The organism is Curtobacterium sp. MCLR17_054, assembly GCF_003234335.2.
In the GTDB taxonomy this organism is placed as follows: Bacteria; Actinomycetota; Actinomycetes; order Actinomycetales; family Microbacteriaceae; genus Curtobacterium; species Curtobacterium flaccumfaciens.
Genome location: NZ_CP126263.1, coordinates 192,702 through 205,547 on the forward strand (window position 1 = coordinate 192,702; position 12,846 = coordinate 205,547).

Annotated in this window: 14 protein-coding genes; 5 read left to right on the forward strand and 9 right to left on the reverse strand. The window is 70.3% G+C overall.

Annotated elements, in window-relative coordinates:
- Nucleotides 1-24: 24 nt before the first annotated feature.
- Nucleotides 25-957 (reverse strand): NAD(+)/NADH kinase, encoded by a 933-nt coding sequence (locus tag DEJ08_RS00945; RefSeq protein WP_071404515.1) that lies wholly within the window; start codon nt 955-957, stop codon nt 25-27.
- A gap of 70 nt (nt 958-1,027) precedes the next feature.
- On the opposite strand from DEJ08_RS00945, the gene DEJ08_RS00950 reads away from it, so the two are divergent.
- Complete coding sequence (locus tag DEJ08_RS00950) at nt 1,028-1,504, forward strand: Clp protease N-terminal domain-containing protein (RefSeq protein WP_111054748.1); 477 nt, start codon at nt 1,028-1,030, stop codon at nt 1,502-1,504.
- Between the two features lie 223 nt (nt 1,505-1,727).
- Nucleotides 1,728-4,247, forward strand: coding sequence for an ATP-dependent Clp protease ATP-binding subunit (locus DEJ08_RS00955; protein ID WP_111054749.1), 2,520 nt, complete (start codon nt 1,728-1,730; stop codon nt 4,245-4,247).
- 297 nt (nt 4,248-4,544) lie between these two features.
- On the opposite strand, the gene DEJ08_RS00960 is transcribed toward DEJ08_RS00955, so the two are convergent.
- The 5 genes from DEJ08_RS00960 to DEJ08_RS00980 form a co-directional block, all read right to left on the reverse strand.
- Nucleotides 4,545-5,564 (reverse strand): alpha/beta fold hydrolase, encoded by a 1,020-nt coding sequence (locus DEJ08_RS00960; RefSeq protein ID WP_111054750.1) that lies wholly within the window; start codon nt 5,562-5,564, stop codon nt 4,545-4,547.
- On the reverse strand, nt 5,561-6,511 hold the full coding sequence (locus DEJ08_RS00965) for a hypothetical protein (RefSeq protein ID WP_071245259.1): 951 nt from the start codon (nt 6,509-6,511) through the stop codon (nt 5,561-5,563). Before DEJ08_RS00965 ends, DEJ08_RS00960 begins: the two co-directional genes overlap by 4 nt.
- 4 nt (nt 6,512-6,515) lie before the next feature.
- Nucleotides 6,516-6,971: a hypothetical protein gene (locus tag DEJ08_RS00970; RefSeq protein WP_111024020.1), complete on the reverse strand. Its 456-nt coding sequence runs from the start codon at nt 6,969-6,971 to the stop codon at nt 6,516-6,518.
- Nucleotides 6,968-7,411 carry a hypothetical protein gene (locus tag DEJ08_RS00975; RefSeq protein ID WP_111054751.1) on the reverse strand — a complete coding sequence of 148 codons (444 nt, stop codon included), beginning with the start codon at nt 7,409-7,411 and terminating at the stop codon, nt 6,968-6,970. Before DEJ08_RS00975 ends, DEJ08_RS00970 begins: the two co-directional genes overlap by 4 nt.
- Nucleotides 7,412-7,603: 192 nt before the next feature.
- A complete protein-coding gene (locus DEJ08_RS00980; RefSeq protein ID WP_027467072.1) occupies nt 7,604-8,056 on the reverse strand; it encodes an SRPBCC family protein in 453 nt (150 codons plus the stop codon).
- Between the two features lie 77 nt (nt 8,057-8,133).
- Between DEJ08_RS00980 and DEJ08_RS00985 the strand changes: the two genes are divergently transcribed.
- Together DEJ08_RS00985 and DEJ08_RS00990 are read left to right on the forward strand one after the other, a co-directional pair.
- Nucleotides 8,134-8,676: an amino-acid N-acetyltransferase gene (locus DEJ08_RS00985; RefSeq protein ID WP_071245253.1), complete on the forward strand. Its 543-nt coding sequence runs from the start codon at nt 8,134-8,136 to the stop codon at nt 8,674-8,676.
- 64 nt (nt 8,677-8,740) lie between these two features.
- Entirely contained in the window at nt 8,741-9,433 is a 693-nt protein-coding gene (locus tag DEJ08_RS00990; RefSeq protein WP_111054752.1) for a hypothetical protein, read from the forward strand.
- Nucleotides 9,434-9,568: 135 nt separating this feature from the next.
- Here the strand turns inward: DEJ08_RS00990 and cspE are convergent, their stop codons facing one another.
- Nucleotides 9,569-9,778 carry a transcription antiterminator/RNA stability regulator CspE gene (cspE, locus tag DEJ08_RS00995; RefSeq protein WP_017887662.1) on the reverse strand — a complete coding sequence of 70 codons (210 nt, stop codon included), beginning with the start codon at nt 9,776-9,778 and terminating at the stop codon, nt 9,569-9,571.
- 280 nt (nt 9,779-10,058) lie between these two features.
- Here cspE and DEJ08_RS01000 point away from each other — a divergent pair, with 280 nt between their 5' ends.
- Nucleotides 10,059-10,442 (forward strand): SseB family protein, encoded by a 384-nt coding sequence (locus DEJ08_RS01000; protein ID WP_017887661.1) that lies wholly within the window; start codon nt 10,059-10,061, stop codon nt 10,440-10,442.
- 4 nt (nt 10,443-10,446) lie between these two features.
- Here the strand turns inward: DEJ08_RS01000 and radA are convergent, their stop codons facing one another.
- The gene (radA, locus tag DEJ08_RS01005) at nt 10,447-11,808 is read right to left on the reverse strand and encodes a DNA repair protein RadA (protein ID WP_181439009.1); all 1,362 of its coding nucleotides are present in this window, start codon (nt 11,806-11,808) and stop codon (nt 10,447-10,449) included.
- A 10-nt stretch (nt 11,809-11,818) separates the two neighbouring features.
- A complete protein-coding gene (locus tag DEJ08_RS01010) occupies nt 11,819-12,826 on the reverse strand; it encodes an SGNH/GDSL hydrolase family protein (RefSeq protein ID WP_111054754.1) in 1,008 nt (335 codons plus the stop codon).
- Nucleotides 12,827-12,846: the final 20 nt, after the last annotated feature.

The window sequence follows — 12,846 nt, forward strand, 5'->3', positions numbered from 1 at the left end:
GCCAGGGCCAGCCCCGGCGCGGCGTCAGTCGTCGATCTCGCGCCGGAGCTTCTGCCGCAGGTCACTCGGGATGAGCTCGACCAGCTGGTCGGGCCGCACCGGCAGGTCGAGCAGGCTGAGCTTCACGCGTCCGGTGCGCCCGTGCCGCTCGGCGTCGAGGCGCACCACGCTGCCGGCGTCCTTCCGGAGCCGCATGTCGATCTGCGCTCCGGTGGCCACCTCGCCGACCACGAGCCCATCGACCTCGAGCGCGGCGCTCCTGGTGCCCTCGGCGATGTCGAACCGGTAGCGCTCCCGTGCGGCGAGCACCACCGAGCGGTCGATCCCGGCCATCGGCGCGACCGGCGTCACCACCGAGCCGGACAGCGCGGGGGAGAGCACCGGCCCACCGGCGGCGTAGTTGTACGCGGTGGAGCCGGCCGGGGTGGCGGCCACGATGGCGTCGGCCCGGTAGTACCCGTACCCGAGGCCTCCGACGCTGAGGTCGGCCGACACCTGCCCGGAGCCCGGCCGTCGCACGATGGTCAGGTCGTTGAACGCCAGGTAGTCGGTGCGGGCTCCACCCCAGGACAACCGGGCCTCGAGCGCGTGGTGCGGTTCGAGCTGGTACTCGCCGGCGGACAACCGTTCGAGCGCGCTCTCGAGCTCGGGCGGCTCGATCTCGACCAGGAACCCGACGTTGCCGTAGTTCACGCCGAGGACGGGCACCGGGCGCTTCGCCACGAGCCGCATCGCGCCGAGCATGGTGCCGTCGCCGCCGAGGGCCACGACCAGGTCGACGCGGTCGGTGAAGTCGTCGTCGTCCACCACGTCGACCCCGCCACCGATGCGCTGGGCGTCCGCACGCCGGGCGAGCAGCTCGCCCTGGCCGGACGCGTTCCAGCGCTGCAGGGTCGTCACGGACTCCTGCACGTTCTTGGTCGGGTGGACGACGAGGCCGACGACGGGCTGCTCCATGACCGGATCGTACCGAGCGGACCTCCGATGCGGGCTGTCCCTTCGCAGCGGCATGCGATATTCTGAATACATGCAGACCGCTCAACTCTCCGTCGCCCTCCCTTCCGTCCGGCACGGCCGCGAGATCGTGCTGCTCGCCGACCTCGAATCCCACGAGTCCGGCTTCGGCTTCGTCGACGCCGAACACCTGCTGCTGGCCGCCGTCACGCTCTGCGCCGGCATGCCCCGCTTCCGCCCCCTCCTCGACGCCCACCGGATCACCCCGGGCACCGTCCGCTCCGGCATCCGCGCCTTCGTCGGCGCCCACACCACCTGCCCCGGCGAACACGACCGGGTCGCGTGCACGCCCGCTGCGATGCGCGTGCTCGCCCGAGCCGCGACGATCGCGGGCCGTTCGGAGCGCATCCGACCGCCGCACGTCGTCCTCGCCGTGCTCGACTCGGTCGACGATCCGCTCGCCGGATCGGCGCACGACGTCCTCGACGCCCTGGGCGTCGATGCGCGCCGCTTCCGACGGGACCTGCGTCGCGCGGTGCGGCGCGCCTGACCCAGCGCGACCGACAAGCGGACTGGAGGCCCGTGGCGATCCCGCCACGGCCCTCCAGTCCGCTTGTCGTTCGCTCACTGCGCACAAGACGCACCCTGGTCACGCCCACGGCGAACAGGGGCAGCCCCCGGGGGGAGCGCTGGTTACTCTCGAAGTACTTGGCCGGACTCACACGAGACCGGCACAGCGTCGGCTCCGCTCATCAGGGGCCAAGGGAGAGCACATGTTCGAGAGATTCACCGACCGGGCCCGTCGTGTTGTCGTCCTCGCTCAAGAAGAAGCGAAGATGCTCAACCACAACTACATCGGCACCGAGCACATCCTCCTCGGCCTCATCCACGAGGGCGAGGGCGTCGCCGCCAAGGCGCTGGAGTCGCTGGGCATCTCGCTCGACGCCGTGCGCGAGCAGGTCCAGGACATCATCGGGCAGGGCCAGCAGCAGCCGACCGGGCACATCCCGTTCACGCCGCGCGCCAAGAAGGTGCTCGAGCTGTCCCTGCGCGAGGCGCTGCAGCTCGGCCACAACTACATCGGCACGGAGCACATCCTGCTCGGCCTGATCCGCGAGGGCGAGGGTGTCGCAGCCCAGGTCCTCGTGAAGCTCGGCGCCGACCTGAACCGGGTGCGCCAGCAGGTCATCCAGCTCCTGTCCGGCTACCAGGGCAAGGAAGCGGTCGCCGTCGGCGGCGAGCAGCAGCAGAACGCGCAGCAGGGTTCGCAGGTCCTCGACCAGTTCGGTCGGAACCTCACCCAGGCCGCGCGCGACGGCAAGCTCGACCCCGTCATCGGGCGCGAGAAGGAGATGGAGCGGGTCATGCAGATCCTCTCCCGCCGCTCCAAGAACAACCCCGTCCTGATCGGTGAGCCCGGCGTCGGCAAGACCGCCGTCGTCGAGGGCCTCGCCCAGGCGATCGTCAAGGGCGACGTGCCCGAGACGCTGAAGGACAAGCAGCTCTACTCGCTCGACCTCGGGTCGCTCATCGCCGGGTCCCGCTACCGCGGTGACTTCGAGGAGCGCCTGAAGAAGGTCACGAAGGAGATCCGCACCCGCGGCGACATCATCGTCTTCATCGACGAGATCCACACGCTCGTCGGTGCCGGTGCAGCCGAGGGCGCGATCGACGCGGCCTCGATCCTCAAGCCGCTCCTCGCCCGCGGTGAGCTCCAGACCATCGGTGCCACCACGCTCGACGAGTACCGCAAGCACTTCGAGAAGGACGCCGCACTCGAGCGTCGCTTCCAGCCGGTGCAGGTCAACGAGCCGTCGCTGCCCCACGCGATCAACATCCTCAAGGGTCTGCGCGACAAGTACGAGGCGTTCCACAAGGTGTCCATCACCGACGGCGCGATCGTCGCCGCGGCGAACCTGGCGGACCGCTACGTGCAGGACCGCTTCCTGCCGGACAAGGCCATCGACCTGATCGACGAGGCCGGCGCTCGCCTGCGTCTGTCGATCCTGTCGGCACCGCCGGAGCTCCGCGAGTTCGACGAGAAGATCTCGACGGTCCGCGGGTCGAAGGAAGCCGCCATCGAGGAGCAGGACTTCGAGAAGGCCGCGAGCCTGCGCGACGAGGAGAAGAAGCTCCTCGGCGAGCGTCTCCGCCTCGAGAAGCAGTGGCGTGCGGGTGACGTCGCCGCGTCCGGCACCGTCGACGAGGGCATCATCGCCGAGGTCCTGGCCCAGGCCACGGGCATCCCGGTGTTCAAGCTCACGGAAGAGGAGACCTCGCGTCTCGTCTTCATGGAGAAGGCACTGCACGAGCGCGTCATCGGTCAGGAAGAGGCCATCTCGGCCCTGTCCAAGACCATCCGCCGTACCCGTGCCGGCCTGAAGGACCCGAACCGTCCCTCCGGCTCGTTCATCTTCGCCGGCCCCACGGGCGTCGGGAAGACCGAGCTCGCCAAGGCCCTCGCCGAGTTCCTGTTCGACGACGAGGGTGCGCTGATCTCCCTCGACATGTCGGAGTTCGGTGAGAAGCACACCGTGTCCCGCCTGTTCGGTGCCCCTCCCGGGTTCGTCGGGTTCGAGGAGGGCGGCCAGCTCACCGAGAAGGTGCGCCGCAAGCCGTTCTCCGTGGTCCTGTTCGACGAGATCGAGAAGGCCCACCCGGACATCTTCAACTCGCTGCTGCAGGTGCTCGAGGAAGGCCGTCTCACCGACGGTCAGGGCCGCGTGGTCGACTTCAAGAACACCGTCATCATCATGACCACGAACCTCGGTTCGCAGGGCATCGCCGGTGGCCCGGTGGGCTTCCAGGTCGAGGGTGATTCGGCCGTCGGCTACGACCGCATGCGCGGCAAGGTCAACGAGGAGCTCAAGAAGCACTTCAAGCCCGAGTTCCTGAACCGTGTCGACGACACGATCGTGTTCCCGCAGCTGTCGCAGCCCGAGCTGCTGCAGATCGTGGACCTGTTCGTGAAGCGTCTGGCCGACCGCCTGCTCGACCGCGACATGACCGTCGAGCTCACGCTGCCGGCCAAGGAGCAGCTCATCAAGGTCGGGTTCGACCCGTCCCTCGGTGCTCGGCCCCTGCGTCGCGCGATGCAGCACGAGGTCGAGGACCAGCTGTCCGAGCACATCCTGCAGGGTGAGCTCAACGCCGGCGACCACGTCAAGGTCGACTTCGTCGACGGTGCGTTCCACTTCGAGACCGGGCGTCAGCCGGGCCGCGAAGAGGTCCTCGCCGGTGCAGCCGCGGTCGAGGCCGCGGCCGACACGCCCCAGGGCGAGATCGAGTCCTAGGACCTGACACCCCACGGACAGGAGGCTCGGTGCCAGCTGGCACCGGGCCTCCTGTCCGTTCTCGGGTCGCGTTCAGATCCCGCATCGCCGATCTGCGCGTCCTTGCGGCCACGGACCCCCGTCCGGGGGTACTGTGATGACAACGCGCGAGACGTTCCCCCCAACTCCTCGCGCGTCGCGCTCGATCGGTTCCCCCCAACGGATCGAGACGCAGCCGGCCCCGGTCTGTTCGCAGACCGGGGCCGTTGCACGTTCGGGGACGGTGTCGGTCGTCCGTGCGGGCGGGCGCCCGTGGCGTCAGGCGGCGTCGGGCAGCTGTGCGGCGAAGTCGCGGACGGCGCGCTCCCAGCGCTCCGGGTCCTCGTTCCACTCGAGCGTGTGCGGTGCCGTGCGCAACGTGACCGTGGTGGCGCCCTGCCGCGCGGCGTCGGCGACGTCGTCCGCGGCGACCAGGGCATCGGCCTCGGAGTGGATCAGCAGCGTCGGCGTCGACGAGTCCTGCCAGGTGGTCGTCGTGACGGGAGTCGGGGCCCCGGCGAGCCGCGACAGCACGTTCGTGGTCGCGATGCGGGCGGCGACGGTGCCGACGAACGCGGGCAGGTGCGCGCCGCGGACAGCCCCGCGGAGTGCCGAGGCGACGTCGAGCAGGGGTGACACGGCCACGAGTCCGTCGACGTCGACGCGTGCGGCGGCGACGGAGCAGGCGAGCGCACCGGCGGACCAGCCCTGCAGCACGACGCGCTGAGCGCCGCGGGCCCGGGCGGCGCGCACGGCGGCGACGATGCGGTCCGCTGCCCCTGCGTCGAGGGAGCGGAGCGGCAGGTCGGTGGTGTCGACGATCTCGGACGAGGCGCCGAGCGAACGCCAGACCCCGACACCGCGCAGGACCTGGCGCGGGCCGAGGGACTGGCCGTGCACGTGGACCACGTGGGTCGTGGCGGCCTCGGGCTCGGTGCCGGGCACGTCGTCCGGTCCGTCGTACCGCAGGGCGTCCCAGCCCCACGCACCGGTCGCCACGGGAGCGGTGACGCTGCGGCGGACGGTGTCGCCGTCGCTGCTGGCTCGGGTCGCCGTGCTCGCGGTGGTGATCGCGCCGACCTGCACCCGGGTGTCGTCGCGCTGCAGGTCGTAGGTGCCCGGCAGCCGGGTGTCGCGGGTGGCGGTCAACTCGACCTCGGTGTCCGAGGCGCTGCGGACCGTGACGGTCGCCGTGTACGGCGTGGGGAACAGCAACCGCCGTGCGACGAACGCGCCGAGTCCGAGCGTGCCGACCGCCCCTGCCGCGGTCCCGAGTGCCGTGATGCGTGCGCCGGTCATGTGATCTCCCTGAGTCGTGCCGTGGTGAGCGTCGCAGCGGCCGGGACGTCCTGCCCGGCCTCGCGCGCGCGGTCTTCGATCTCGACGGACAGTCGGTGCTGCCGACTCCGCCACTGGCGACGCTGCCACACGATCGTGAAGTAGAGCCCGGTGTTGCCCGATGCCGTCTCGAGCCGCCGGAGTTCCGGTTCGAGCACGCGGAACCGGCGTCGGGCGGCCCGCCAGTCGCGGAACTCCCGCGCGGCGTCGGGCAGCACCCCGCCGGCCGCGCCGATGGCGAGCAGGACCATCGAGCCGAGGAACACCGGGGTGTAGAGCTTCGACAGGACCCCGACCGCACCGTCGGCACCGGCGACGTGCACGGCGTCGAGGGCGATCGCGATGCCGGCGAGCAGCACGAGGCCGGCAGCACCGACGACGAAGAGCCAGTACAGGCGGCCGAGCCCGTCGCCGCTCCGGAACCCGCGCAGCACGGCGACGGCCGACCGGGCGATCACGATGGCGATGTAGGTCATCTCGACCGCCGAGTACAGCGCGGTCGGCAGCTGGTCGCCGTAGGCCACCATGAACTGCGCCGTGGGCGTCGGTGCGTCGATGAAGCTGAACAGCACGACCAGGGCGACGAGCACGAGCACGCAGCCGATGATGCGGCTGGCGCGCAGGAGCTTGGCGGAGCGTGCGGCGGCCTCGACCGACTGCGCGAGCGCGAACATGCCGCAGACCATCAGGCAGCGGCCGATCAGGTCGGCGATGTTCGGCACGTGCGTCACCCCGGCGAGGAACGTCGTCACGTCGGGCTGGTTGATCGTGAGCCCGACGGCGACGCAGCTGCAGCAGACCATCAGCCAGGTGACGCTGGCCGACTGGGTGCGCACCAGGAGCAGCCGGGCGACCAGCACCGCCAGGATCAGCCAGACCGGGATCGACCCCCAGACGTGCAGCGTCACCGCGTCACCGGAAGATCCCGGGCTGGCCCTCGGGGTCGAGCAGCCCGATCCGCAGCGCGAGCTGGTCGGCGACGAGCTCGACGGCCTGTTCGTGCGGGGTGTCCAGCGAGCGGGTGAACGCCGTCCGGCCGCTGAGCAGCCCCGTGTACGCCTGGTGGTCGCAGCCGGTGTCGTCCATGAACACGTGGGCGAGCTCGTGCAGCACGCAGGCCACCCGGGAGCGCTCCGACAGCCCGGGGCGGGTCTCGAGCAGGGCGTGGTCGGTGCGCTGGATGAGCCGCGCGGACAGGTCGCCCGGCAGCTCCGTGGTGCGCACGTGGATCGGTTTGCCGAGCGCCGCCTCGGCGCGGGCGGTCAGCTCCGGCAGGGACAGCCGACGGGGGAGCCCGAGGCGCTGCACGCGGCGACGGGCCTCGGTCTGCCGACGCAGGGCGTCGAAGCGGTCGCGGTACCCGCTCACGGGGTGCCGCCCGATTCGTCCAGGCGACGCAGGTGGTCGGTGAAGTCGCGGATCTCGTCCGCCGAGGCGAACTCACCGAGACGCCGGGTCGCGAACGCGACGACCTCGCGCTTGCGCAGTTCGAGCACGAGCTCCAGCTGCGCCTGCACCCGCTCCGGCACGTCCGTGTTGCCGGCCGCGTCGGTCAGGTACTCCGCCGGGACGCCGAAGTAGGTCGCCAGGGCAGCCAGGAGTCGCTGGTCTCGGACGGCCGGACCGTTGCCGCCGAGCATGTAACCCCAGCGCGGTCGACTCATCGACGCACCCTGCGTCTCGATCTCGGCGGCGATCTCCTTGTACGGGGGTCGCTGGCCCGAGTTGGCCTCGACGACGTCCATCAGGAGCTGCAGTTTGCGCGACAGTTCCCGACGGTGTGCGTCGTCGTCGTTGTACTCGATCACGTGTCCCCACTCTCACATCTGTCTCAGACATGATAAAACTGATCCAGCGCGTCGGCCGGTGTCACCACTCTGCCAGGCTCGCGCTCGCTCGTCAGGTCGGCATTTCGATGGGGGGATGCCGAACGGGGGACGAACGAACGGGAGGCGCGGTGCCAGCTGGCACCGCGCCTCCCGTCCGTCGTGTGGTGCGGACTACGCCTGCACGTCGCCGCGCCAGCCCGGCTGGGTCGGCGCGTTCTCGACGCGCTCCTTGTAGTTCTGCAGGTCCTTCTTGACGGCGTGGCCACCGACGCCCACGGCGGAGCCGAGCTTCTCGAGGATGCCGGAGGGCTCCCAGTCGATCTGCACGGTGACGCGGGTCTCGGCGTCGGAGAGCTTGTGGAAGGTGACGACCCCGGCGTGGTCGGTCTCGCCGTCCTTCACGGTCCAGGCGACACGCTCGTCGGGGTGCTGCTCCGTGATGAGGGCCCGGAACTCGCGCTCCTGTCCGGCGATCTTCACGGTCCAGTCGGTGGTCTTGTCGTCCACCTGGACGATCTTCTCGACCTCGTCGAGGAAGTGCGGGAACTCCTCGAAACGGGTCCACTGGTCGTAGGCCTGGCGGACGGGGACGTTGACGTCGACGGTTTCGATGATCTGAGGCATGCACCGGACGGTAGGCCGATCGACCTGGGCGGCACTCAGCAGCGCTGTCCCCCTGCGACCCCGGTAGTGTGAGGCGGATGACAGAGCACGGCAAGCACGCGTTCCACGAGCGCGACGACCACGGGATCCTCGTGCGTCCGGCGCTCGCCTCGGACGTCCCGCACATCCAGCGGCTCATCGCCCCCTACGTCGACCGGCGCATCCTGCTCGGCAAGGAGAACGTCGCCCTGTACGGCTCGATCCAGCAGTTCCGGATCGCCGAGGGGCCCGACGGCACGCCCATCGGGTGCGGCGCGCTCGCGGTGTTCTGGGACGACATCGCCGAGGTGCGCACGCTCGCCCTCGACGAGCAGTGGATCCACAAGCGCGTCGGGCACCGGATGCTCGAAGCGCTCGAGCACGACGCCCGTGAACTCGGCGTCGCCCGGATCTTCTGCCTGACCTTCGAGGTCGACTTCTTCGCGAAGCACGGGTACCTGGAGATCGGCGAGAGCGTCGTCTCACCGGACGTCTACGCCGAACTGGTCCGCTCGTCGGACGAAGGGGTCGCGGAGTTCCTCGACCTCGCCCGGGTCAAGCCGAACACCCTCGGCAACACCCGCATGCTGAAGAACCTCTGACGCTTTCTCGTGCCGCCCGGCGGGGTGGCCGTGTGCGGCCCGCGCCGTTGTCTACCCTGTGCGCATGTCGTCGTTGCGTCACCCCGTCGGGCCCGAGAAGCCGGTCGTCTACTGGCGTCGCCGGGCGCTCGTGCTCGCGGCACTGCTGGTCGTCGTCCTGGTCGTGGTGCTCATCGTCGTCGGGCGGGGGAGCGGGGCGACGTCGGCGGCGCCGAGTGCGTCGGCCTCTGCCGGGTCTGGTGCCGATGCATCGTCTGCCGGTTCTGGGTCCGGTTCCGGGTCCTCGCGGTCTGCCGCGCCGAAGCCGTCGGCTTCCGCCTCGGCTTCTGCGTCAAAGCCCGCAGCTGCCGACGGTTCGACCTGCACGAAGGACCAGATCGTCCTGACCCCGGTGCTCGACAAGTCGGCCTACGGCCCCACCGAGGACCCGAAGATCGCGATGTCGATCAAGAACTCCTCCACGAACTCCTGCCACCTGGACCTCGGATCGGCGCAGCAGGTGCTGACGATCAGCTCCGGCCAGGAGCAGTACTGGTCGTCGAAGGACTGCCAGACCGGTGGCACGAACCAGGACGTCACGATCAAGTCCGGTCAGACGCTCACGACCCCGGCGATCGCCTGGGACCGGACCCGCTCGTCCACGTCGACCTGCGACTCGTCACGGCCGGCGGTCACCGCGGGAGGCGCGAGCTACCACCTGCAGGTCGCCGTCGGGAACCTCGAGTCGAAGAGCTCGGTGCAGTTCATCCTGCAGTAGGCGGCGGGTGTGCGGTTCCCGGTTCGCGGTTTGCGGTTCCGATCCGTTCCGGCTGGGCTGTGCCGAGCAGAGGCCCGGGGAACAGCAACAGGCCCCGTCGTCCGAAGACGACGGGGCCTGTTCAAGCTGATGTGATCAGCCGAGGACGGTGATGTTCTCCGCCTGCGGGCCCTTGCGGCCCTCGGTGATGTCGAACTCCACCTTCTGGTTCTCCTCGAGCGACTTGTAGCCGTTGCCAGCAATCGCAGAGAAGTGCGCGAAGACGTCAGCGCTGCCGTCGTCCGGGGCGATGAAGCCGAAGCCCTTTTCGTTGTTGAACCACTTGACGGTACCGGTAGATGCCATGATGGCGTTTCCTTAGCTTTCTTGCTTCCGCCAAGGTGCAGATGCACCGACGGAGACCCCGACGTACGTCGACGGGGGTGATGCGCCACGCGGGCAGGTGCCGGCGGGACGGGTTCGGGGCCAGGCCTGTCGGCCAGTGACCCTGGGGCCCGGGTTGAGGGGCAAACCACCTCGCCCGGACGTTGAGCGCCGCCGAAGCGGTTCCATCAGGCTAGCGTGCTCTGGGCCGACTGGCTACCCGTGCGTCACGGAACGACGAAAATCTGGTGGAATTGAGCTGATGGCAGACAAGGAACAGCGCTTCCGGAGCGAACAGCTCGAGGAAGCCCTCGCGAAGCAGGACGTCGCTGCGGTGGCGTTCGCGCTCCGCCACGACATCGTGATCGTCCCCCGACTCGTCACCGGCAAGAAGGACATGCAGGTGCGGGTGTTCGGCCGTGAGGGGTCGGACAAGCGCATCCTGCTGCTGTTCTCGTCGGCGGACGCCTACACGGCGATGGTGCCGGACGAGAAGATCCGGCAGGTCATGGTCTACGACGGGCCGCGGCTCGAGGAGTTCCTGGCCGCCCACCTCGACATGCTCGAGGGCGTGTTCTTCGACATCGCCGGCCCGCACACCATGCAGGCCGCGCCGGCGGACCTGCTGGCCGCTTTGCGCGCGTAGCGCCTCAGAACGCGCGGTCGAGCTCGCGTTCGCGGGGGGACTGCGTCATCGAGAACGCCACACGCAGGGCCTCGCGCAGGTGCCCGGAGTCCGAGCCGAGCACCGTCGTGAACCCGAGGCGGGTGGCCTCGTTCACGCGCTGCTTCGTGCCCGTGGCCGGACGGATCTCGCCGGCGAGGCTGATCTCGCCGACGGCCGCCAGCGTGTGCGGGTACGGACGGTCTCGTGCGGCGCTCGCGAGGGCCAGCGCGATCGCCAGGTCGGCGCCGGGCTCGGTGAGCTTCATGCCGCCCACCGTGGACACGTAGACGTCGGCGTCGGACAGCTTGAGGCCGGCACGGCGTTCGAGGACCGCGAGCAGCATCGCCACACGCGAGGCATCGACACCGTTCACGACCCGGCGGGGCTGCGGTGCCGAGCTCGGGACGATGAGGGCCTGCACCTCGACCGGCAGGGCACGGCGCCCCTCGAGTGCGACGGTGACGCAGGTGCCGGACACCGGGGTGGCGTTCTTCGACATGAAGAGGCCGCTCGGGTCGGGGACCTCGTGGATGCCGTCGCCGCCCATGTCGAAGCACCCGACCTCGTCGGTGGGGCCAAAGCGGTTCTTGAGCGCCCGGACGAAGCGCAGCGCGGTCTGCCGGTCGCCCTCGAAGTGGCAGACGACGTCGACCAGGTGCTCGAGCAGGCGCGGGCCGGCGATCGTGCCGTCCTTCGTGACGTGGCCGACGATGAGGACGGGCAGGGCGCGGTCCTTCGCGATGCGGATCAGGGTCGAGGCGGCCTCGCGCACCTGGGACGTACCACCCGCGATGCCGTCGATCGAGCTCGACGAGATGGTCTGCACGGAGTCGGCGATGAGCAGGTCGGGCTGGACCTGGTCGATCTGGCCGATGATGACGCCGAGGTCGACCTCGCTCGCCAGGTACAGGTCGTCGTGCATCGCCCCGGTGCGTTCGGCACGGAGCCGGACCTGGTCGACGGACTCTTCGGCGCTGACGTAGAGGACGCGCTTGCCCGAGGCTGCGGCTCGCGAAGCGACCTCGAGCAGCAGGGTCGACTTGCCGACACCCGGCTCGCCGCTCAGCAGGACCGCGGCACCCGGCACCACGCCGCCGCCGAGGACGCGGTCGAACTCGCCGATGCCGGTCTGCCAGCGCTGCACGGAGGTGCCGCGGGCTTCGGTGATCGGTCGCGCGGCCCGAGCGCCGGTGACGGCGACCGCCGACGTGCCGCGGGTGCTCGCCGACGCCGCAGAGCTGTCCTCGACGGTGCCCCAGGTCTGGCACTCACCGCACCGGCCGACCCACTTGATGCTGGTCCAGCCGCACTCGGTGCAACGGTAGAGGGACTGCGGGCGCGCCATGTCGTCGAGGCTAGGCCGTACGGCCGACATCACCGGCGTGGTCGGCCGGCTCGTCTGGTCCGCTTGGTTCGTCCGACCGGTCTCGTTCGTCGGGCAGCGCGATCGACCCGGTCATCCGGTGGCGCAGGCGCTCGACCGGCCCCGGACCCTGACGCGACGCGTGGTCGAGCGCCTCGGCGCCGTCGGTGTCCTGTTCGGCGCGGGCATTCGCCACCGCCCCGGCTTCGCGACCGAGGTTCTCGGCCTCGCGCACGGACAGGTAGTGCCGGATCGCCGCCACCGTGTCGACGCGCGCGTCGACCGCCGGCTCGAAGGCGCTCGCCCAGACCTCGTAGCCGCGGTCGTTCGGGTGGAACAGGTCGCCGTAGCTGTTGAAGAAGGTGCGGCGGACCCCGACGCGCTTCGTGATCGTGTGCAGCGGCGCCACCGTCAGCCCGAACTCGTCGGCCACCCGGTGCACGATCTCGTTCGCCACCGCCACCTTGCGCTCCCGGTCCGGCACGAACATGCACGGCAGCTCGGCCACCACGGCGTGCGACGGCACCGCGCCGTAGATCGCCCGGATGTTCCGCTCGAACTTGTCCGGGTCGAAGTCGGCGATGTCGTTCGCCCCGATCGACACCGTGCAGACGTCGGGCGCGTAGTGCCGGAGCTTCGGCAGCTGATCACGCTTCGCGCCCCACGTGGTCGAACCGGAGACGCTGAGGTTCACCACCCGGACCGACATGTGGGAGCGGTGACGGATGCGCCGCGCGAGCAGCCCCACGTAGCCACGCCCGGGTGCGGTCGCACCGACCCCCTGCGCTGCCGAGTCACCGATCGCCACGTAGAGCAGCTGCCCCTCGTGCTGCTGTCGTTCCCGCCACCAGTCGGCGTGGATCGGGAGCATGTCGACGACCCGTTGCGCCGCTGCCCGTTGGCCCTTCACGCCGGCGCGGGCACCGACGGCTGCGGCACCGACGACGCCGAGGCTGCCGACGACGGAGGTGAGGAGTGCGATGAGCGTGCGGGATCTCATGCCGTGGACGGTACGCCCGC